Origin of the sequence: Campylobacter volucris, from assembly GCF_008011665.1 — a bacterium.
GTDB classification, from domain to species: Bacteria; Campylobacterota; Campylobacteria; order Campylobacterales; family Campylobacteraceae; genus Campylobacter_D; species Campylobacter_D volucris_A.
Genome location: NZ_VOWJ01000031.1, coordinates 16,160 through 38,851, shown reverse-complemented (window position 1 = coordinate 38,851; position 22,692 = coordinate 16,160). Strand labels below are relative to the sequence as shown.

The window sequence follows — 22,692 nt, the reverse complement described above, 5'->3', positions numbered from 1 at the left end:
GCAAAATCAAATAAGCTTTTTAAATTTTAAAGCTAAAACTTAAAAAGCCTGTTTTTATTTTGCCTTATAAATTTAAATCTAAACAACGCTTTTTGTTTAGATTTAAATTTATCTTTTCAATGGCAAATAATACTCACTTTCTTCTAAAATTTCTAAAATATCTTGGGATTCTAATCTTGTTTTGTTTTTAAAATAAAACTCTATATCAACAAAATGATCTATTTTTTGAACACAAAATATCTCATCAACAAAAATACTAATATAATCATACACATCACTTGGCATCAAAGCACTCGCATATATAATGCTATTTACTTCTTCTTTTAAAAGACTTTTTATACAAGATAAAGCTGTAATTCCTGTCTCGCAGCCTTCATGTAAAACCAAAATATCTTTCCCTTTTAAATCTTTTAAAAGATTACCTTTTCTATAACGATAAACATTTTTTAAAATTTTCTCTTCGTATGTTCTATTTGCTTCCCCGTATATATAATCTAAACTTATATCAAAAGCCTTGATTAAGGCTTCATTATAAACTAGCTCTTTGGTTTCGCTAATCATAGCTATTTGACACTCTTCATTGTTTGGTGCTTTAATTTGCTCTGTAAATAAAAAATCATAAGCTAAATTTAACTTATTAGCTAACTCATTTACAAATTCTATGGATTTAAACGAAGGAGTGATAATAAGATAATCTTTTAACTTAGCAATTGGCAGTTGATCGTATAATCTATTAGCAGCGTCTTTTGAATCTTCAAAAATTATCATAATGCTTTCTCACTTTCTTCCAAAGCAAAATCATAAGAGACTCCACCAATTGGATAAAAATTAAACATAAAATACACACCACTTTGATCTTTAGCACTAATGCCTGCACTAGTAAGCTTGGGCGAAATATCTTGACGATACATTAAAGAATAATTCCAACATTTTCTTTGATAAGTATAACCAATTTCCCATTTATCGGGATTTTTATCCAAATCAAACCATATACCGCCAAAAATTTGATAATTAGTGTTAATGTTATATTGAGTTTTAGTACCTAAGAAATTATATTTTTCATTTTCATAAAATCTATAAGCATGACTTAAACCTATTTTCCATTTATCATAATCTAATGAAGCTTCACTAAAAATTTTATCAAAACGATTTTGAACACCATTATATTCAGTTTCATTTCTAAAACTAATATAATCATTATAAAAATATTCCACAATATTATCAAAACCACCAAAATTTTGCTCTGTTAAATTATATTTTATGGCAAAATTATGAAAAAGTTTTTTCTTTCCAATAGCATTATAAAAATACTGATACATAGAAAAATTAATCTGCTCTGGCTCATCTTCTATGTCTATAAAATTTTCAGTAATTTTTCCAGATTTTGCTCCAGATAAATAATAATTTATGCCAAGATATACGGTATGGTAAAAATTTTCATAAGGCTTGGAAAGATCTGTGTATAAAGAAAAATTATGAGAATTTCTAAACAAATGCTCTTGATTTTTTTCATTTGTATTAGAATAATTTACAAAATTTGCATACACTCTTTCAGTAAAAGAAAAATTTAAAAAATCATCAAAAAAACTCGTATGATAAACAAGCGGAACATCAAAATTTAAAGTCTTAGCATAAATTCCAGTATGTCGGTAATATCTATGAAAAGAAGCATCGATACTATATTGTATATAATTATCAAAAATTCCATTTAAATATCGATGATATTGCAATGAAGGATATTCTTGCAAAGTATCTTTATTACTAATTTTAGAAGTGTCTATATAGTATTTTGCATAAAGTCCATAATAATTTTCATCATCTGATAAAAAATAATTTAATCTTGAAGTTACAAGCGAAGCTTCCGGTTTAGCTTTAGAGCTTAAATTCATATAATCAACATCATTTAAATATTTACCATCAAGCCATAATCCTTCCTGATAAGAACCATTTAATAAACTTTTAAATAATTCATCGCTTGAATATTTTATCTCAAAGCCATAATGTTCTTTATTTTTTAACTTTTCTTTTTCCCTGTAGTCTGATTTTTCTACAAAAATACCAGTACTTATCTCACCTTGCGAATTTAAAGAATCTACAAATCTAAGCGTTGAGTATAGTCCATAACCTCTTTTTGTTCTAATTTGTGGCTCAAGTTGCAAATCAGCATTATCGTCAATTACATAATATATAGGTTGATTATAATATAGTCCCTCACTTTGCTTTGCTACAATTTGTGGAATAAGCAAACCACTTTTTCTTTTGGTATCCACACTAAAACCAAAATAAGGTAAATATGCCACGGGTGTATTTTTTACATACAATCTTGCATTGTAAAGATGTAAAAAATTGCTTTCTTTATTTAATTTACCCTCTTCAAAACGAATTTCCCAATCAGGATTTTCAACATTACAGCTTGAAACAACAGATTTTTCAGTGATAAAAAATTTCTTATCAAATTTAGCCTCATAACATTGAAGCCAAACTTCTAAATCATTATTAGAAAAAAACAAATTTTTAAAAGTGGTTGTATTATCTTGCAAATTAATTTTAGTATAGCTTGAATGAGTCCTTTCTTTTTGACCTCTTAAAATATTAACATCGCCAAAAAGCTCCAAATCTTTTGTTTTTTCATTAAATTTTGCCTCATTAGCGGTGATTAAATAAAGATCTGAAACGACCACTACATTGCTTTTAGCTTCAATAATATCACGATTTTTTGCAACATCTAAAGCATATATATCTACCTTTGCAGCATATAAATTTACAATACAAGCAAAAGATAAAAAGATTTTACGCAAGATCAATTACCACTGTTTTTGCCGCATAATCATGCCAAGTTTTTAAAACAATATTACTCAAAGCCCAAGCAAAACCAAGTCCATAAATTTCGCTAATTTGTCTTATGCCAGATCTTAAAATACTTTGTGTTAAATTAGGTTTATCTAAAAGTTCTTGATCTATCACCATAATTTTTAAAAACATTTTTCCTAAAGTTGCGCCATAAAGATAAACAAAAAGAGTGTGGTAGCAAAATTGCAAAAGTAAAATTCCACCAGTAAATCGTAGCAAAAGAGTGTGAATTTCTTCATAAGTTTGTGCCAACGATATTTTATCAAATAAAATAATGCTTACTATAATACAAACAATAAAAATATCTATAATATAGGCTAAAGTTCTTTTTTTAAAACTTGCCAAAACAACTTCTTCTTTTTCTAGCTTATCAAATAATTCTTGATTTGTCATTGAAGGACCTGAAAGGCAATATCTTTTCTATATTGCTTACCTTTAAAATTTATATTATCGCATAATTTATAAGCATTTTCTTGTGCTTCTTTAATACTTTTTCCTATCCCAACACATACTAACACTCTACCGCCGTTAGCATATAATTTATTATTTTCTAAACTTACTCCAGCATAAGATAAATGAGAATTTTTTGGAATTTCACCAATATCAATTAAAACTTTAGGACTATCTTTATAAGGATAATTTTTACTAGCGCAAACTACACCTACTGCGTATTCATCTTTGATTCTTACATTAACACTAGATAAATTTTTATTTGCACATGCTAAAAACATTTCTAAAGGATTTTCTATCAAAGGCATCAATACTTCACACTCTGGATCTCCAAAACGAACATTATATTCTAAAACATAAGGTTTATTATTTACTACCATTAAACCTATAAATAAAACTCCACTAAATTCATTTCCTTGTGCTTTCATACCTTCTAAAGTGGGTTTAATAATATCTTTTTTCACCTGCTCAAGTAAAGATTTGCTAGCTAAAGAACTTGGAGCATATGCACCCATTCCTCCAGTATTTGGTCCTTTATCGTTATCTAAAAGTTTTTTATGATCTTGCACAGGTGGAAGTAAGATAAAATCACTTCCATCGCAAAGTGCGAAAATACTTAATTCAAAACCATTTAAATACTCTTCTATTACGACAATCTTACCAGCATCACCAAAACTCTCACCACTTAACATTTTATGAGTAACTTCCAATGCTTCATCATAACTTTGAGCAATTATAACTCCTTTGCCTGCACACAAACCATCAGCTTTAATCACAATTGGAGGAGTTAAATTTAAAATAAATTTTTTAGCTTTTTCAAAATCTGTTGTATTTAAAAATTTAGCTGTTTTGATTTTATGTTTTTTTAAGAAACTTTTCATATATGATTTTGACGCTTCAAGCATTGCTGCTGCCTTAGTCGGACCAAAAATAGTCATATTATTTTCTCTAAATAAATCCACAATTCCATCTGTTAAAAATTTTTCACTTCCAACAATACACAAATCAATTTCAGAAGCTTTTGCATATGCTGTAATAACCTTGCAATCTTTCATATTAAGATTTGTTCCAATTTTTGCAGTAGCACCATTTCCTGGAATAAAATAAAATTCTATATTCTTATTAGTTTTTTGAAGAGCAAGTGCAATAGAATATTCTCTAGCACCATTTCCTAAAATCAAAATTTTCATTATTTTCCTTAAAATGATAAAACCCAAATGGCCGCAGTATAAATATGTGACCCTAAAAAGTCAAATTTTGTCGTTAGATGATTTTTAAAGGCTGCAGCTTCTTGCTTTTTTAAAAGCTCAAACAAAGTCACAGAACACGGTAAATCACACATCACAACTAATGATTAATGTGTTGGATCCTTTTGATACAATCGAACCATTCAGGCAATAAAATTATAACCAATAAATCTTAAATAAGCTATTTTATAAAATTTTAAATTTGGTTTTAGAATCTTTTTTTAGAAAATATTTTCCTTCTAAAATAACATCAGCTACGGGTGCCCACAATGTCTTCTCATCTACATAAACAACATCAAATTCTATATTTTTCATCAAACCTTGATAATTCACTTTTTTTGGTGCATGTTTAACAACATAATACGGATTCATCGCAAAAATTTGAATTTTCATATTAACATAAACTTCAGGATTAGAACTAACAATTAAAAAATTCTTTTCACATTCTTTTTTGACTTTTTTTACATAAGAAAGAAGTAATTGATCGTTTGGATTTAGAGCATTTTTATTAAGTCTATTTAAATACAACTCTGCAAAAGATAGAGTGCAAAAAGAAATTTCAGTTGCATTTTTAAAATACGAATTTTTAATGCTAGTTGATTTTAAAGACTTTACCCATATCTCTAAATCTAATTTTGTAGCACAAATATTCAATCCTTGCTTAATTTTATCAAAAAGCTTTTCTCTTGCCATATTAAAGCTATTTGAAAAAAGAGTAAAATTTTTATCATAAAATGATTTTTTTAAAGCTTCTAATTTTTCAACACTTACGCTAAAATAATCCATCTCGCTTTTAATTTCAACAAGTTTTTGCTTTTTAGTATGTATTAACTCTTCTAATTCTTGATATTTTTTACCACTTTCTGCTTCTAATCTTGCTTGTTTTGATTTTATTTCACTAGCCAAAGTATTCATTTGTCTTTCTAATGCTAATTTTCTATTTTTTCTATTATCAAGCGAAGCTAAAAGAGCTTGGTAATGACATTGGTGAGATAAAAAAACCTCATCATATAAACGCTCTATATTGATATTTTTTTGCTTGTCTTTCATATCTTTATATGCCATTTCAAGATGAACAATAATATTTTTCATCACCGAAAAATCAGCTTGGTTAATTGTATTATCTGAAAAAAGCAAAGTATCCAAAGCCTTATATAAAAATCTTTTAAGTGCAAAAAAATCAATCACATACGGCACTTCATCCATATTAATATCTTTTACAGCATTAATACACAAAGTTTCGTTATAAAAATATCTTTGGATAGCTTGAGGAATAGTTATATTCAAAGGAATTTTATCAAGCTCATCATAATCTGTTTGCCTATAAAGATCTTGCACATAAGCATCACGCTTGGCTAGTCTTAAGTCTTCTAACTCATCATCACTATCAGTTTTCCAAAAATCTCTTTCTTTTATAAAATCATTTTCGCCAAATTCTTGAAATTTTGAAGGACGCAAATCAGTAATATGCTTTCCATCGGATCTAAATTCAACAAACATACCCACAGCTGGCATACTTCTTTTATCATGCCATGCATGTTTATTAAATTCAAAAAAAGTCTTTGCAAGATTAATCACCGTTCCTCTGCCAGTACCATCTACATAAACCATTATCTTGCCGTGCATATAAAGCCTTCTAAGTTAGAAATAAAATGCTATTTTATCTTTGTTTTTATAAATTTACAATAGTATTTTAAAATTCAATAAATTAATATTTGGTGGAAAATTTACTCATTGCTTGATAAAATCTTCCACCTGCTTTTGTTTATTTTTGCACTAAATAATCACTCCCATTCTATGGTTGCTGGTGGCTTACTTGAGATATCATAAACAACACGGTTAATCCCATCAACTTCATTAATAATACGACGAGAAATATTTTCTAGTAATTCATAAGGCAAATGTGAAAAAGTAGCTGTCATACCATCGCTTGCATTTACCACTCGCACACAAACTGCATTATCATAGGTTCTATTATCTCCCATTACACCAACACTTTGAACATTTAACAATACACAAAATGCTTGCCAAGTTTTATCATACCAACCACTACTTTTTAACTCTTCTATTAAAATCACATCAGCTTTTCTCAAAAGCTCCAAACTAGGCTCATTTACCTCGCCCATTATGCGTATAGCAAGTCCTGGTCCTGGAAATGGATGGCGATAAACCACATCTTTATTTAAACCAAGCTCTATTCCTAAAGCTCTTACCTCATCTTTAAAAATTTCTTTTAATGGCTCTATAAGTTTTAAATTCATTTTTTCAGGCAAACCACCTACATTATGATGGGATTTTATAGTCTTACTAGCACCCACTACAGAACTTTCAATAATATCTGTATATAAGGTTCCTTGCGCAAGATATTTTACATCTTGGTGTTTTTTTGCCTCTTCTTCAAAAATTTCAATAAAAGTATTTCCTATAATCTTTCTTTTTTGCTCAGGATCAATAATACCTTTTAAACGACTCAAAAATATTTCTTTTGCATTAATACTAATTAAATTAATACCCAAAGTATGCTTAAACATATACTCAACTTGTTCTTTTTCACCGCTTCTTAAAAGACCATTATCTACAAAAACAACCACTACTTGGTCTTTTATAGCACTAGCTAATAAAGCAGCTACAACACTACTATCAACCCCACCACTTACAGCACACAATACCTTGTCTTTGCCAACTTCTTCTTGAATTTTTTGCACTTGAGTTTTAGCAAATGAGCCCATATTCCATACACTATCACAATTACAAGCATATTTAGCAAAATTTTTTAATATATTTTTTCCAAATTCACTATGCTGGACTTCAGGATGAAATTGTAAAGCATAAAATTTACGCTTTTCATCACCAAATACACAAAATGGACTATTTTCACTTGTAGCAATAGCTTCAAAACCTTGTGGTAAATTTTCAACCCTATCAGAATGACTCATCCATACTGTTTGTTTTTTAGGTAAATTTTTAAACAAAGCGCTATCATTTTGTATATCTATGGTTGCTTTTCCATATTCTTTATGACCTGCTGGAGCTACATTTGCACCAAAATGATGAGCCATTAATTGCATTCCATAACAAATTCCTAAAATTGGTAAATTTAATTCAAAAATACCTTTATCGCAAAAATAAGCATCATTTGCATACACACTAGCTGGCCCGCCACTAAGTATCAATCCTTTTGGTTGTTTTTGTTTGATTTCTTCTAAACTAACATTAAAAGGTAAAATTTCAGCATAGACTCCTTGTTCTCTAAGTCTTCTTGCTATTAATTGTGTATATTGTGAACCAAAATCTAAAACTAAAATATCTGCTTTTTTCATTATTCTCCTTTATAAATTTAACATTTGAAATTGTATATACCATACAATGATAGAAATTACGTAACCTATCAAAATAGTCCATGCGTATTTTAAATGAGCATTGAAAGTATAAATTCCTTTCATTTTTCCCATCACACCTACTCCGGCAGCAGATCCAAAACTAATCAAAGAACCACCTATACCAGCAGTAAGCGTAACCAAAAGCCATTGAGTATGATCCATGCTTGGATTTGCCTTTAAAACAGCACTCATAACAGGCACATTATCTACAATTGCAGATAAAATTCCAATGCCAATATTTACACTAGTTGCTCCAAAGCTTATATATAAATGCGAAGCATATGTAAGCCATCCTACAAAATGCAAAGCACTAACAGCTGATAATATACCAAAGAAAAACAATAAAGTATCCATCTCTATACGCGTCATATAATAAAACACATTTAAGTCTTTATTGCCCTTTTTTCTATTGAAAAAATAAATATACAAACTTAACAAAGAAAGTCCAAAAATCATACCCCACATAGCAGGTAATTCACAAATACTATGTATGAACACAGCTAAAGCTATAGTCATAAAACCTAAGATTATAAAAACTTTTCCACCTTCTTTGATCTTAACCTCTTGTAAATTTTCTTTAGAAAAATTTGGGGTAATATTTGGAACATAACGCGATAACAAACAAGCCGTAACCAACCAACCAATAAAAGATGCTGGAAATAAAGCAAAAAATTCAAAAAAAGTAGCTTTTTTTGCCGTCCAAACCATTAAGGTTGTGATATCTCCAAAAGGAGACCAAGCACCCCCTGCATTAGCAGCGACTACTATATTAATAGCTCCTGGTATTAAAAATTCTTTTTTGTCTTTATCTATGGTTAAAAGCACGGTTGATAAAATCAAAGCTGTGGTTAGATTATCTGCGATTGGAGAAATAAAAAAAGCTAAAATTCCTGTTAGCCAAAATAATTTTCTATATGTATAACCTCTGCTTACGAGCTTATATTTTAAAGTTTCAAAAACTGATCTTTCTATCAAAGCTTCTATAAAAGTCATAGCTGCTATCAAAAAAAATACAATTTGAGCTATTTCTAAAATCAAATGATTGACACTTTCTTCTAAAATTTGCGTATCAAGATCATTAGCCACCATATAAATACCAATGATTATAAAAGAAAGTGTTCCTATAAACAAGGCGGGTTTTGTTTTGTTTAAATGATATTTTTCTTCAGCTGCTATAAAATAATACCCCAAAATAAAAATAATCAATATGCCAATGCCTAAACCACTAAAAGCCAAATTTAACTCAGTGGCACTTGCAAACATAAAACTACATATAAAACAAAGTAAAAACAAGATCTTTTTCATATTTCACTTTCCATTGTTTGAAATTTTTTAATCTCAATGGTGCTGTTATTTACATCTTTTGTTTCATAAAATGGAATATCTTTATAACCACATGCACATAAAAATATTAACAAAAAAAACGATAAAATATAAAAATGAAAAACGGAAAAATTAAAACAAGTTGTTATATTATCAATGAACTTACCAAACATTACAAACCTTTAAATATACTTTTTCAATACAAAGAATTTCTTAGTTTATTAAGTGCTAATCACAGACAAATGATAAGTAAAATTTTTGTGAAAAATAATACTTTAATCATTTTAGCCAAACACCATGTTGCATACATGGAACTAAATCACGATGATACCAAAAAAACTATTAAAAATTTAATAAAACACTATACTTTTGCAAAAGCTCAAAGTATTTTTGCTAATATCAATAATATAAAAATTCTTAGTGATAGAAATTTTATCCATCAAAATCAAACAAATATAAATTCAAAAAAACATTTTATAGAGCTTTCTAATGCAAAATTTTCCAATAATATTACAAATCCTATTTTGCATAAGCAATTTGAACAATTAAGAGAAATAATTAAAAATGCTAGAAAATGATTTAAAAAATTTACCCAATCTTCCTGGAATTTATCAATATTTTGATCAAAATGGAAAACTACTTTATATTGGAAAGGCAAAAAATCTTAAAAATCGCATAAAAAGCTATTTTATTTTTACCCCTAAAATTTTACCCAATCCAAACAATAGTCTAAGAATTCAAAAAATGATTTCTCAAACCCATCATCTTGAATTTATTACTACAAATAGTGAAGCAGATGCTTTGATTTTAGAAAATTCATTTATTAAACAACTCCATCCAAAATATAATATTTTACTGCGAGATGATAAAACCTATCCTTATATTTATATAGACTTAAACGAAGATTTTCCAAGATTTGAAATCACTAGAAAAATCATTAAAAAAAATAAAATCAAATATTTTGGACCATTTTTTAAAGGCGCTAAAGATCTTTTAGATGCTTTGTATCTAAGCTTCGCACTTAGGCAAAAAAAATCTTGCAAGCAAGCATGTTTGTTTTACCAAATAAAACGATGCACTGCTCCATGTGAAAATAAAATCTCCAAACAAGAATACGATAAAATCATACAAAAAGCTACTGGAGCTATTTTAAATTCTTCTATATTAATTAAAAATTTAGAAAAAAGAATGCTTGATTTTGCTCAAAATGAAAACTACGAAGAAGCAGCTAAAATAAGAGATCAAATTCAAACTTTAAAAGATATTAGTGTTAAAGTTCAAATTGATGTGGCAAAACTAGAAAATTTTGACATTTTTGCTCTTTGTGTTAAAAATGGCATTCTTTCTTTGGTGCGATTTGTGATCAATAATGGAAAAATGATTAGTTCCAATCATAAAATTATCACTCTTAAAGACCAAGATGATTTTAATCTAAATGAAATTTATAAACAATATATACTAGAAAATTTTCCACCGGATATGCCGATTAATTCTACTAAAATTTATATACACGAGTATTTTGAAGATTTACAAATACTAGAAGATATTCTCTCTAAAAGATTTTTAAAAAAATTTCACATTAAAGTACCAAAACTAGGAGAAAAAAAGAAAATTTGTGATTTAGCTTTAGAAAATGCAAAAATTAATATTGAAAAATATTTAAAAAACGAGGACTATACTATTTTAAAAAATATAAAAGATACTTTTGGTTTGCAAAATTATCCAAACACTATAGAAATTTTTGATACTTCTCATTATCAGGGTGATGCAAGTGTTGGGGCAATGGTTGTTTTTAAAGATTTAAAATTTAATAAAACTTCCTATAGGCATTATCATTTATCCTCTAAAAATGATTATGAACAAATGCTTCAAATGCTAAGCAAAAGAGCTTTGTCTTTTGACAAAACCCCTCCTCCTGATCTTTGGCTTATAGATGGGGGAGATGCTCTTTTAAAGCTTGCCAAAGATATCATAAAAAGTTCAGGAGCAAATGTGGATATTTTAGCCATATCTAAAGAAAAAATTAACCTTAAAGCTCATAGAGCAAAAGGTAACGCTAAAGATAAAATTTATACAGAAAATGCAATGTTTTCTCTTTTGCCTACAGATAAAAATTTGCAATTTTTGCAAAAATTAAGAGATGAGGCTCATCGTTTTGCAATAAGCTTCCATCAAAAAACAAAAAGAAAGCAAGATTTGCAAAATTCTAAACTACTACAACTTGGAATTTCTCAAGGAAATATCAAAAAACTTTTAGACTATTTTGGCTCATTTGAACAAATTTTTCAAGCTAGTTTTAATGATATCAAAACAATATGCAATGAAAAAATAGCAAATTTAATTAAGGAAAATATATAATATTTTTAATAGCCATTTTTGTTTTAGTGCTTTTGTATTTAAATTATCATTTTTTGTTTTTTATAGATATAAATCTTTTTTATCTTTATAGTGTTATTTGCATTAGTATTTTAATTATTTTGCTTTGTTATTTTTTAATAAAAAGAAAAATTTTTAAAAATCAAAATTTGCTTATTGATCAAATCAATAATATATTTAATTTTAACAATGATTTTAGCTTAAAAAATTTAAAAGATAATCTTGCAAATAAACACGATGAATATAAAAAATTACAAGATTCATTGCAAATGCTCACAAGTAAAAATAATCTTTTAAAATCAAAATATAATCAAATCATAAAAGCCATTAAATACTTAAAAAAAGATAATAATATTAATTTTTTATATACTTTGCAAAATCAAATACCTAAAGAAGAAATCAATATTATTTTTAATGATGCAAAGATAGCTATTTTAAACGATGATAAATTAGAAAATTTTTTAATCCAAAATATATTGCAAGAATTTAATATTCAAACAAAATTTTTTAAACCCTATGAAAATCTTGATGAAAATTACACGCTAATACTAAGCAAAGAATTTTTAAAGTATGACAATTACGTACAAGTTGATTTTCAAAATTTTGATGTAAAAAACATTATCAATCTAGCAAAAGAACATTTCACATATCATTATAAAGAAACTAAAAATGTTTTAATCTTTAAATCTAATTCTTTTGAAAACTCACTATTTTTAAATTTAGCAAACCAATATTGTCTAAATAATGAAAGTGTAGAGTATATAAGCGATTTTAAAGAAAAGCTTGATGAAGAATTTAAAATAATTTTGCTTGATTTTGAAGTGATAAAATATGATTTATTATTAATACAAAGTATGTTAAATAATTACAAAAAGAATTATCCAAACTCCTGTGTTATAATCTTTTGCAAAGATAAAAATAAAGAATATAAATTTGTTGATTATATAGTGCAAGATATGAATAAAAATGAATGGCTTGCTATACTTAAAAAGCATATTAATCTAGCTTAGTTCTATGATTAATAGCTTTGTGTAGCGAAATAAAATCTACATTTTCTAAACTTACCCCACTTGGAATACCTTGGGCAATTTGTGTATAAGTTAATTTTAGTGATTTTAATTTTTCTTCGATATAAAACACCAATGCATCTGAATTTATCCCTTGTGTGAAAGCAAAAAATAGCTCTTTAGTATTTTGTTTTAAAATCATTGCTTTTAATTTATCAATATACTCATCATTTGCTTCTTCCAAAACAAAATAATATCCATCAAAACTACCACTATCTTCTAAGGTTAGGATATCTTTTGGACTTTGCACAATGCAAATAATATTCTTATTTCTACCATCATCAAGACAAATTTCGCATAATTCATTTTCACTCAAAGCACCACAACAAGAGCATTTTCTAATCATCCTAATAGATTCTTCAATATTATAAGCTAATTTTGAACCCAATAAAGGATCTTTTATACACACATGATAGGCAAGGCGTAATGCAGTCTTTTTACCTATAGTTGGCAAAGAAGCAAAAGATTTTACTAATTCATTAAATTTTTCCACACCTTTCAATTAAAAATCCTTGAAAAAAGAATTTTAAAAGAATGATATCCATCCTCATAAGAATAGCTTAGATTAAATCCATGAAGATTGCAAATATTATTAATAATATAAAGTCCAAGTCCCATGCCTTCTGCTTGAGTATTTTCTTCTCTTGCAAAAGGTTTTAAATAGTATTCAAAAGTTTTTCTAAATTTACTACCTTTATTGCGCACCATAATATAATCACTTGAACAAATTACTTCACAACTTTTATCATCAGAATATTTTATAGCATTATCAATAAGATTTTTAATCAACAAAGAAAACAACTCCAAATCAGCTATTATCATAGCATCTTCTTTATAAGTAATTTTAACTTTTTGATAAAAATCATCTCTCATTAAATAATCTTGGGCTTGCTCCAAAATTAAACTCAAGTGATAAGTTTGCAAATTCAATTGACAATTTTTCGACAGAACTTTTTCTATTTTACCAAATTCATCAATCAAAAGCTCAAGTCTTTCAAAAATACTCACCAAGCGATTTTTTTGCTTTTGATTATCAATCATCTCGCAAATTATCCTACCTTTGCCAATAGGAGTTTTTAACTCGTGCATAATCATTCTTAAAAAAAACTGCCTTGATTTTACAAGCTCTTGAATTTTATTAATAGCATGATCAAATTCAAATGAAATTTCTGAAATTTCATCATTAACTTGAAAATACTCTGATAAAGGTTCCATTTTTCCTGTGCTGATATTTTTAATTTTATTTTTCAAAACCTTCAATGGCTTTAAAGATCTCAACACTGAAAAATATAAAAATACAATTAAAACTAAAATAAAAACAAAGCTAAATAAAAATAGATATTCTAGTTTAACAGAAGCATCTAGTTGATACAAGTATGTTTTTTGCTCTTGTTCTATATATAAAAAAACTTGATTATGATAAATAATAGAGGAAAAAGTACCATAAGAAGAATTTATTCTAAAAACATTTTCGCCTTTGGTAATAATTTGTTTTAAAATTCTATCATTATCAACCAAAGAATAAGATTTAGATGTGAGATAATTATATAAAGAAAAACCTTCGCTTTTTCCCAAACTATACACAACCTTTTCAATCATCTCTTTTTGCTTAACTCTTTCCTTTGCAATATAAGAATCAATTTGAATTTTCCCTAATAAAATAAATAAAGCACAAACAAATAAAAAAGCTGCAGCAAAAAGAATGGTTATTTTAAGATTGATTGTTGCTTTCATCCTATAAGTTTATAACCTATACCTCTAACCGAAAAAATGTGTTTTGGTGCTTTAGAGTTATCACCAATTTTTGTTCTAAGTCTACCAATGATCACATCTAAACTTTTAGAATCTTTATCTTTTAAACTTTTACAATGATAAACCAATTGTTCTCTACTCACAGAAAAACCATGCTGTCTTATCATATAACTTAAAATTTCATACTCAGCTGGAGTTAATATTAAAACTTCATCATTGTAGCTAATTTCATGTCTTTTTTCATCAATTTTAAAAGCTGAATTTATAATTTTTTCCGGAGCATCATTAGTGCGTTTTGAGCGACGGATTAAACTCATAATTCTTGCATGCATTTCTTTAGGATCATATGGTTTTGGCAAATAATCATCAGCTCCAATTTGAAGTCCAACAATTTTATCACTCAAATCACTTCTTGCAGAAGATATAATAATGGGAATATTATGTTTTTCTCTAATTTCTCTACAAACTTCAAGTCCATCAAGTCCAGGCAATGTCAAATCAAGTATTAAACAATCATAATTTTTTATACCAGCGCTCATACCTAAATACGGATCTTCATAATTTGCAACTTTAATATTAAATTGAGCTAGATACTCAGCTAAAAATTCTGCAAAATCTGGATCATCTTCAATCATTAATACATTAATCATTCTAAACCTTTCGCTTAAACATTAATCTACTTAAGATTAACATTATAACACACAATTTAGTATTATTTTGTTTTTTTGCTAAAATTACAATTTAAAAATTTTAAATAAAGGTTAAAAAGTGGAACTTAGCTATTATGAAATTTTAGAAATATCTCAAAATTCAGACAAAGAAACTATAAAAAAAGCTTATAGAAAAATGGCGCTTAAATATCACCCAGACAGAAATCAAGGCGACAAACAAGCAGAGGAAAAATTTAAATTAGTTAATGAAGCATATGAAGTTTTAAGCAATGATGAAAAAAGAAATATATATGATAGATACGGCAAAGATGGCTTAAAAGGAGCTAGCGGAGGTGGTGGTTTTGGTTTTGAAGATATAGATCTAGGCGATATTTTTTCAAACTTTTTTGGAGATGGCTTTGGTTTTAGTGGCTCAAAACAAAAAAATAAAAAAGAAAATAAATATCCAAGTGATTTAAAAATTGCAACCAAAATTACTTTTAAAGAAGCTGTGTTTGGTTGCAAAAAAAATATAGAATTTACTTATAAAAGTTTTTGTAAATCATGCGATGGTACCGGTGCAAAAGATAAAAAAGAAGATACTTGTCCTCATTGTAATGGAAAAGGTCAAGTCGGAGTGCGTCAAGGTTTTATGACTTTTGTGCAAACTTGTACTCATTGTCAAGGAAGCGGTAAATTTGTAAAAGATAAATGTAAAATTTGTCATGGACATGGATATGAAGAAATTAAAGATCAAATAGAGCTTAATATCCCTGAAGGTATAGATAATGGCATGAGTCTTAGGGTGCAAAACAAAGCTAATCAATTGCCAAATAGTTCCCAAAGAGGAGATTTATATATCAAAATCATCGTTGAAGAAGATGATAAATTTATCCGTCATGAAGATGATATTTATACTATAGTTCCGGTATTTTTTACCCAAGCAGCCCTTGGAAAAACAATCAAAGTAGCAACCTTAAGAGGTGAGGCAGATTTAAAACTTCCTATAGGAGCAAAAGATAAACAAAAATTTGAACTAACAAATGAAGGAATTAAGAATATTCATACAGGAAAACTAGGCTCTCAAATAGTCCAAATTGATATTAAATTTCCAAAAAGTTTAAATGATGAGCAACAAAATTTACTCAATCAACTCGAAAAAAGCTTTGGTTTAGAACATGAAGATTCTTTCATAGAGCAAGAAAGTTTATTTGATAAGATAAAATCTTGGTTTAGTCATTAACAAAGCTGCAAAGCTTCATTCATTGCTTTGCAAATATTTTTTATATCATGATTTTCAAAAAATAACTCAAAAGCATATACTCCTTGCCACAAAAGCATATCTTTACCATCTTTTGTTTTTAAAGAATGTTTTTTGGCAAATTTTAAAAATGGAGTAGTTTTTCCATATACAACATCAAATGCATAGCGTGAATTTACAAAAAGCTTGTTTAACAATTCTTCCTCACAAGGAAGGTTATCATCGTACAATCCAGCACTAGTAGTATTTACAATAAGATCAAAATTTTCATCTAATGGTAATTGATCATACAAATAACAAGGAAAATCTACAAAATTAAAAAATCTTTCTTTAGATCGATTTGCTATTGTAGTTTTAATGCATTTTGTTTTTAAAGCGTATGCTATAGCTTTTGAAGTTCCTCCTGCTCCTAGTATCAATGCTGAATTTATATTTTTAAATTCTTCTATAGTTTTTAAAAATCCTAAATAATCTGTATTATATGCATAAATTTTATTATTTTTCATAATCAAGGTATTAGCAGATTTAATCTCATTTACGCTTTGATCTTTAAAATTGGCAATATTAAAAGCTTGTTCTTTAAAAGGAATAGTTATATTTACCCCATCAAAAATTTTTACAATTTTTTCCAAATTTGTACAATCTTGTAAATGATACCTTGTGTATATAGCATTTTCATTAAAATAAGCGATAGCATTATTATGCATTCTAGGAGAAATTGAATGCATAATAGGATCGCCTATGACTGAAAATATCTTCATTTTACTCTAAAAGTAAAAGCACCTTTTGCTATTTTGGAGCGAATTTTTTCTAATTCTGCCTTTAATTCACTTTCTTTATAAGGCCCAACTAAAACTTTTGTTAAGTCTTTTCCATTTACATTGGTTTTGTAAATTTTATACTCATATCCATTATCTTTTAAAATTTTTAACTCTTTTGATTTTGGATCTAAAGTATTTAAAGAAAAAACTTGTATATAAGCGCCTGCTTGTAACGTAGAATCTGAAGTTTTAATATTTTCAAAAAGTTCATTTGCATTATGAGCAGATGGTGTTTTTTCTTTTACACTGGAATTAGTTTTTTCTATTGGTTTTTTTATTGTTTTTTCTGGAGTTTTTTCAACCACTGCTTCTGGTTTTTTTTCTTCTATAGCTACTTCTTCTTTTGGTTCAATTGTGATTTGATCAAGCACGCTATTATTTGCAATAACATTGCTTGTATTTTCTTCTACTGTATCATTAGAACTAATATTAGCATCACTTATCATACTTTCTTCTTTTAATTTTCTAGCTAATGCTTCAAACTCATCTTCTTCTTTAGAGCTATTTGTAATTGGCAACGAAGAAAAGTTGTCTCCGTAACTAGCTTGACTTTGTGGTTCGACTGGAACTTGTAGAGAATTCTCATCGCTTGGATTATTAATTAACTTCATTACTATCATAACAATTAAAAATACTATAACTAAAATAATTGCTCTTAAAAGAAGTTTTTTAATTTTTTCATTTTTATTACTTTTTTGCAAAATAATATCATCAAATTCATTTTTTTTATTTTCTTCCATTTTTAATCCTTTCAAAATTTTACATATGTTTAGACCAAGAAGCACCACGCTCTTTTTGGTAAACTTCATATGGCAATGTTAAAATATTAAATTCCTTAGGTATATCCAAACTAGGAAAAACCTTCCATTCTACTGGCATTTTTTGAGAAAACAATAAAGAAAGCTTTGATCCCAAAGAACAAGCTTCGCTAAAAGTAGTATGACCTTTATGAATATACAAATGCAAATGATTATTTGTTTTAGTCCTATAAGCTGTAAAATTTATAAAGCCTTCTTCTCTAAGTATTAGCTGTGCTCTATGCCAAAATCTCTCAGCATTAAAGCCATTATAGTCAAATACAATATTTTCAACCTTGTCAAAACTATTAATTAAAGAATGTGCAACAATAATTTTCTTTTCCATATGCTCTTGTATAATATTGGCTGTCAATGGAGCATTAATTTTTTCAAATTTATCAAAAAAAATTCGTCCTTTGTGTTCATATTTATTGATTATCGCATTTCTTTTAATATAATAATGCGTTGTAACCATTTTGATTAAAGACATATCCATCATAGTGATCAAAACATCGCCCCTTTATAAATAATAAAATTATTTGCCAAATTTTTAAGTTTTATTTTTATCTCATCTTGTAATTTTAAATTTTGTATATCATCTAAAATATCTGCAATATAATTTGCCACAATGCTAATTTGTTCTTCTTTAAAACCTCTAGCACTTAAAGCCGCAGTGCCCAATCTTAAACCACTTGTAATGAATGGGCTTCTAGTTTCTCCTGGAACTGTATTTTTATTGGCAGTAATACCTGCTCTTTCTAAAGCTAAATCAGCATCTTTACCGCTAAAATTTTTATTTAAAAAACTCAATAAAACCAAATGATTATCAGTTCCACCGCTAACTAAATCATATTTTCTTTCTAACAATACTTTTGCCAACATTGCTGTATTTTTTATGATTTGTTTTGCATAAATTTTCCATTCATCACTTAAATTATATTTAAAACCTACAGCTTTTGCAGCAATCACATGCATTAAAGGTCCACCTTGAATTCCAGGGAAAATTGCTGAATTAATCTTTTTAGCAATTTCTTCATCATTGCACATTATAATACCACCCCTTGGACCCCTTAAGGTTTTGTGAGTTGTAGAACTTACCACATGAACATGGGGAAATGGACTAGGGTGCTCTCCTGCTACAACTAAACCTGCAATATGAGCAATATCAGCAAATAAATAAGCACCGACCTCATCAGCAATTTCTCTAAATTTAGCAAAATCTATTATTCTGGGATAAGCACTTGCGCCGCAAACTATAAGTTTTGGTTTAACTTTTTTAGCAATATCTCTTACCTTATCATAATCAATTCTTCCATCTAATTCAACGCCATAAAAATGGCTTTCATAAAATTTTCCCGAAGAGCTCACCTTTGCTCCATGAGTTAAATGCCCACCATGACTTAAATCCATACCTAAAATTTTATCACTAGGGTTTAAAAGTGCCATATATACACCCTGATTAGCTTGAGAACCAGAATGTGGTTGAACATTTGCAAAATTACAATTAAAAAGTTTTTTACATCTTTCTATAGCAATTTGCTCTATCTCATCTACAAATTCACATCCACCGTAATATCTTTTATTTGGATATCCTTCTGCATATTTATTAGTAAGTATGCTTCCCATAACTTGCATTACTTCTGGAAGGGTAAAATTTTCACTTGCAATCATCTCAAGACCATTAGTTTGTCTTGATAGTTCTTTTTGAGTTAAATCAAAAATTTCTTTATCAAAATTTTCTAACACTTATCCTCCTTTATATCAGACTTAAGTGGACGCATAGCTGGAAACAATATCACATCACGAATTGATTTTTTATTAGCTAGTAACATAACAAGTCTATCTATACCTATACCTTGACCAGCAGTTGGAGCCATAGCGTATCCTAAAGCATTAACAAAATCTTCATCCATTTCGCAAGCTTCTTCATCACCTGCATTTTTTGCTTCAATTTGCTTTAAAAATCTCTTATATTGATCAAGAGGATCATTTAACTCATTAAAACCATTAGCAATTTCTCTACCTGCGATAAATAATTCAAATCTTTCAGCTATTTCTTGATCAGTATCGCTTCTTCTAGATAAAGGACTAATAGATATTGGAAAATCTATAACAAAGGTTGGATTAATTAGTTTATCTTCTACATAATTATCAAAAAGTTCAGCTTGTAAATGTCCTAGCTCTAATTTTTCATTAGCTTCAAAACCATCGCGTTTTAATTTTTCTATAATTTTTTCTTTGCTATTAATAAGTTCATCATCCAAACCACCATATTTTTTCAAAGCATCTTTATAAGTAATTCTTTCAAAAGGCTTAGAAAAATCAATTATTTTTTCATCAAATTCTATTTTTTTACTTAAATTTAATTTTTCAAACAGTACAGCAAAAAGTTCTTCTGTTAAATCCATTAAATCATGATAATTATGATATGCCCAGTAAAATTCAATCGTAGTAAATTCTGGGTTATGTGTTAAATCCATCCCTTCGTTTCTAAAGCATCTATTGATTTCATAAACTGCTTCAAATCCACCTACAATCAAGCGTTTTAAATATAACTCAGGAGCAATTCTTAAAAATCTTTCTATACCTAAAGCATTATGAAAAGTTACAAAAGGCTTAGCATTGGCTCCACCAGCTATTGGATGCATCATAGGAGTTTCAACCTCTAAAAAGCCTTTATTTTCAAAAAAAGATCTAATATAAGATATGATTTTAGAACGCACGATAAAATCTTTTCTTACTTGTGCATTCATAATCATATCTACATATCTTTTTCTATATCTTTGCTCAATATCAGTTAAACCATGATACTTTTCAGGTAGTGGCACTATGGCTTTAGTGGCAATTTGAATTTTTTCTATATGGATACTAAATTCTCCAGTTTTTGTCATAAAAGGAAAACCTTGAGCTACAACAATATCTCCTACTTCAAGGTATTTTTTTAAAATTGTAAAATACTGCTCTCCTAATACATTTTGATTAAAATAAATTTGAATATTATCTTGCTCATCTTCAATATTAGCAAAAACTGATTTTCCAGCTATTCTTAATAGTTTTAATCTTCCAGCTACAACTCCGCAAGCTTTTTCATCTCTTTGATTTTCAAGTTCTTTTATGTATGAAAATTTCTTTTTATACTCGCCAATACTCATTTCTTTTGTTAAAAAATGAGGATAAGGATTGATACCTATATTTTTTAATTCTAATGCTTTTTGAATTTTTTGTTGCTCTAAAATATTATCAAACATTCTTCAATCCTTATTTGGTGCTACATTTTGGACAAAGACCATAAAGTTGCATTAAATGACCTGTTAATTTGAAATTATATTCTTTTGCAATTAACATTTGTTGCTGTTCTATAACAGAATTTTCAAATTCAACAATCATGCCACAACTTTTACAAATCAAATGATCATGATGAGGCTTATTTGCGAGTTCAAATTTTTTTCCCGAAGCTCCAAAAGAAATTGATGTAGCCATTCCTGATTCTTCCAATAAATTTAAAGTTCTGTAAACAGTTGCGATTCCAACATTTAATTCAGGATTGTTTCGCTTAATTTCAAGATGCAAACTTTCTGGAGTATAGTGTTTATCGCTATGATACAAAGTTTTAAGTAAAATTTCTCTTTGTTTAGTATATTTTAGTCCATTATCTTTAAGTGTTTTTTTAAAACACTCAAGCAAAACATCATATTCTATATTTTCAATTTGCATTTTCAACCTCCGGTGACAAGGTTAAATTAGAATCTTTAATATGATTTTCTATTTTTTCTAAATTAACTTGGGTAAAATCTGTATTCATGATATACTCCCCAGTCTTTTTTAAAATCTCTAAAGTATGACTATTTTGCGCATATTTTTCTAAACTAGAATTTAAAAATTCTATATTGCTAATACAAGCAACTAAAATAGCAAAAATTAAAAATATTTTCGCACTACCAAATAAAAATCCACCTATTTTATCAACAAATCCCAATCCACTCAAACTAAACATTTTGGATAAAATTCCACCAAAAGCCAAACAAGCAACCCACACAATAATGAGCAAAACCAAAAAACCCGTAAAAACAGCTAAATTTTCATTTTGGATATGATAGAAATTATTATCAATAATATTAGCAACCTCTTTAGAATATCGTGATGCTATAAGCACACCACCAACTATACCAAGCAATCCAAATATTTCTTTAAAAAATCCACTCACCAAACCTTTTAATCCTAATACTAAAGTCAAACCTACAACAAAAATATCAAACCATGAAAAATTTTCCATCAAATACTTACTCCAAAAAATATTTATTCTATTATCTTAGGAACTATAAAAAATCCATCTTGTGAATTAGGTGCATACTGGTTAATAATATCAATTACATCAGATTTTTCACTTTCGTCTTTTCTAAAAGGAGTACCACCAGCAGTTATACTTGTCATCGCTTCTATACCACTAAGATCAAGTTCATCTAATTTTTGAACAAAATCAACTATTTGACTAAGCTGTTCTTCGAGTTTTTCTCTTTTATCTTCAGATATTTTTAAAGCACTGAGTTTTTCAAGTCTTAATAACAATTTATCATCTATTTGCATCATCTTAACCTTGGTAATAACTTTATTTATTTTTTTTAAAGAAAAAATTATAACATAAATATTTTATTTTTTCATTTTTATATGCTACAATTGCACATTTTAATCAAAATACTACAATGCGTTGGAAATATATT

At 27.8% G+C, this 22,692-nt stretch carries 22 protein-coding genes; 4 read left to right on the top strand and 18 right to left on the bottom strand.

Features of this window, described 5'->3' with window-relative positions; genetic code table 11:
- Positions 1-108: 108 nt before the first annotated feature.
- From FPD38_RS06190 to nhaD, 7 genes are all read right to left on the bottom strand, one after another.
- Positions 109-768 carry a phosphoribosyltransferase gene (locus tag FPD38_RS06190; RefSeq protein WP_147555862.1) on the bottom strand — a complete coding sequence of 220 codons (660 nt, stop codon included), beginning with the start codon at positions 766-768 and terminating at the stop codon, positions 109-111.
- Positions 765-2,801 carry an LPS-assembly protein LptD gene (locus FPD38_RS06185; protein WP_410002936.1) on the bottom strand — a complete coding sequence of 679 codons (2,037 nt, stop codon included), beginning with the start codon at positions 2,799-2,801 and terminating at the stop codon, positions 765-767. The genes FPD38_RS06190 and FPD38_RS06185 overlap by 4 nt, the downstream gene beginning before the upstream one ends.
- Complete coding sequence (locus FPD38_RS06180; protein ID WP_147555860.1) at positions 2,791-3,243, bottom strand: RDD family protein; 453 nt, start codon at positions 3,241-3,243, stop codon at positions 2,791-2,793. Before FPD38_RS06180 ends, FPD38_RS06185 begins: the two co-directional genes overlap by 11 nt.
- Positions 3,240-4,490, bottom strand: coding sequence for a phosphoribosylamine--glycine ligase (gene purD / locus FPD38_RS06175; protein WP_147555859.1), 1,251 nt, complete (start codon positions 4,488-4,490; stop codon positions 3,240-3,242). Before purD ends, FPD38_RS06180 begins: the two co-directional genes overlap by 4 nt.
- A 243-nt stretch (positions 4,491-4,733) precedes the next feature.
- Positions 4,734-6,173: a hypothetical protein gene (locus FPD38_RS06170; RefSeq protein WP_147555858.1), complete on the bottom strand. Its 1,440-nt coding sequence runs from the start codon at positions 6,171-6,173 to the stop codon at positions 4,734-4,736.
- Between the two features lie 158 nt (positions 6,174-6,331).
- Complete coding sequence (gene guaA / locus FPD38_RS06165) at positions 6,332-7,867, bottom strand: glutamine-hydrolyzing GMP synthase (RefSeq protein ID WP_147555857.1); 1,536 nt, start codon at positions 7,865-7,867, stop codon at positions 6,332-6,334.
- Positions 7,868-7,876: 9 nt separating this feature from the next.
- Entirely contained in the window at positions 7,877-9,232 is a 1,356-nt protein-coding gene (gene nhaD, locus FPD38_RS06160) for a sodium:proton antiporter NhaD (protein ID WP_147555856.1), read from the bottom strand.
- 134 nt (positions 9,233-9,366) lie between these two features.
- Here nhaD and FPD38_RS06150 point away from each other — a divergent pair, with 134 nt between their 5' ends.
- From FPD38_RS06150 to FPD38_RS06140, 3 genes are all read left to right on the top strand, one after another.
- Positions 9,367-9,828 (top strand): hypothetical protein, encoded by a 462-nt coding sequence (locus FPD38_RS06150; protein ID WP_187153112.1) that lies wholly within the window; start codon positions 9,367-9,369, stop codon positions 9,826-9,828.
- Entirely contained in the window at positions 9,815-11,608 is a 1,794-nt protein-coding gene (gene uvrC, locus FPD38_RS06145) for an excinuclease ABC subunit UvrC (RefSeq protein ID WP_147555853.1), read from the top strand. The genes FPD38_RS06150 and uvrC overlap by 14 nt, the downstream gene beginning before the upstream one ends.
- Positions 11,609-11,775: 167 nt before the next feature.
- Positions 11,776-12,636, top strand: coding sequence for a hypothetical protein (locus FPD38_RS06140; protein ID WP_147555852.1), 861 nt, complete (start codon positions 11,776-11,778; stop codon positions 12,634-12,636).
- On the opposite strand, the gene recR is transcribed toward FPD38_RS06140, so the two are convergent.
- From recR to FPD38_RS06125, 3 genes are read right to left on the bottom strand one after another with little or no spacing between them, the layout of a single operon-like run.
- The gene (gene recR / locus FPD38_RS06135; RefSeq protein ID WP_147555851.1) at positions 12,623-13,195 is read right to left on the bottom strand and encodes a recombination mediator RecR; all 573 of its coding nucleotides are present in this window, start codon (positions 13,193-13,195) and stop codon (positions 12,623-12,625) included. The genes FPD38_RS06140 and recR overlap by 14 nt on opposite strands.
- The gene (locus FPD38_RS06130) at positions 13,192-14,427 is read right to left on the bottom strand and encodes an ArsS family sensor histidine kinase (RefSeq protein ID WP_147555850.1); all 1,236 of its coding nucleotides are present in this window, start codon (positions 14,425-14,427) and stop codon (positions 13,192-13,194) included. The genes recR and FPD38_RS06130 overlap by 4 nt, the downstream gene beginning before the upstream one ends.
- A complete protein-coding gene (locus FPD38_RS06125; protein WP_147555849.1) occupies positions 14,424-15,095 on the bottom strand; it encodes a response regulator transcription factor in 672 nt (223 codons plus the stop codon). Before FPD38_RS06125 ends, FPD38_RS06130 begins: the two co-directional genes overlap by 4 nt.
- A 118-nt stretch (positions 15,096-15,213) precedes the next feature.
- Here FPD38_RS06125 and dnaJ point away from each other — a divergent pair, with 118 nt between their 5' ends.
- Entirely contained in the window at positions 15,214-16,338 is a 1,125-nt protein-coding gene (dnaJ, locus tag FPD38_RS06120; protein ID WP_147555848.1) for a molecular chaperone DnaJ, read from the top strand.
- On the opposite strand, the gene FPD38_RS06115 is transcribed toward dnaJ, so the two are convergent.
- The 8 genes from FPD38_RS06115 to gatC are packed head-to-tail and all read right to left on the bottom strand — an operon-like array spanning position 16,335 to position 22,558.
- The gene (locus FPD38_RS06115) at positions 16,335-17,117 is read right to left on the bottom strand and encodes a shikimate dehydrogenase (RefSeq protein WP_147555847.1); all 783 of its coding nucleotides are present in this window, start codon (positions 17,115-17,117) and stop codon (positions 16,335-16,337) included. The genes dnaJ and FPD38_RS06115 overlap by 4 nt on opposite strands.
- Positions 17,114-17,917: an SPOR domain-containing protein gene (locus tag FPD38_RS06110; protein WP_147555846.1), complete on the bottom strand. Its 804-nt coding sequence runs from the start codon at positions 17,915-17,917 to the stop codon at positions 17,114-17,116. Before FPD38_RS06110 ends, FPD38_RS06115 begins: the two co-directional genes overlap by 4 nt.
- Positions 17,918-17,936: 19 nt before the next feature.
- Entirely contained in the window at positions 17,937-18,482 is a 546-nt protein-coding gene (locus tag FPD38_RS06105) for a DUF1882 domain-containing protein (RefSeq protein WP_147555845.1), read from the bottom strand.
- A complete protein-coding gene (locus FPD38_RS06100; RefSeq protein ID WP_147555844.1) occupies positions 18,479-19,720 on the bottom strand; it encodes a serine hydroxymethyltransferase in 1,242 nt (413 codons plus the stop codon). The genes FPD38_RS06105 and FPD38_RS06100 overlap by 4 nt, the downstream gene beginning before the upstream one ends.
- On the bottom strand, positions 19,714-21,222 hold the full coding sequence (gene lysS / locus FPD38_RS06095; protein ID WP_147555843.1) for a lysine--tRNA ligase: 1,509 nt from the start codon (positions 21,220-21,222) through the stop codon (positions 19,714-19,716). The genes FPD38_RS06100 and lysS overlap by 7 nt, the downstream gene beginning before the upstream one ends.
- A gap of 10 nt (positions 21,223-21,232) precedes the next feature.
- Positions 21,233-21,688 (bottom strand): Fur family transcriptional regulator, encoded by a 456-nt coding sequence (locus FPD38_RS06090; RefSeq protein ID WP_147555842.1) that lies wholly within the window; start codon positions 21,686-21,688, stop codon positions 21,233-21,235.
- Positions 21,678-22,247: a CvpA family protein gene (locus FPD38_RS06085; protein WP_147555841.1), complete on the bottom strand. Its 570-nt coding sequence runs from the start codon at positions 22,245-22,247 to the stop codon at positions 21,678-21,680. The genes FPD38_RS06090 and FPD38_RS06085 overlap by 11 nt, the downstream gene beginning before the upstream one ends.
- A gap of 23 nt (positions 22,248-22,270) precedes the next feature.
- The gene (gene gatC / locus FPD38_RS06080; RefSeq protein WP_147555840.1) at positions 22,271-22,558 is read right to left on the bottom strand and encodes an Asp-tRNA(Asn)/Glu-tRNA(Gln) amidotransferase subunit GatC; all 288 of its coding nucleotides are present in this window, start codon (positions 22,556-22,558) and stop codon (positions 22,271-22,273) included.
- Between the last annotated feature and the right edge of the window lie 134 nt (positions 22,559-22,692).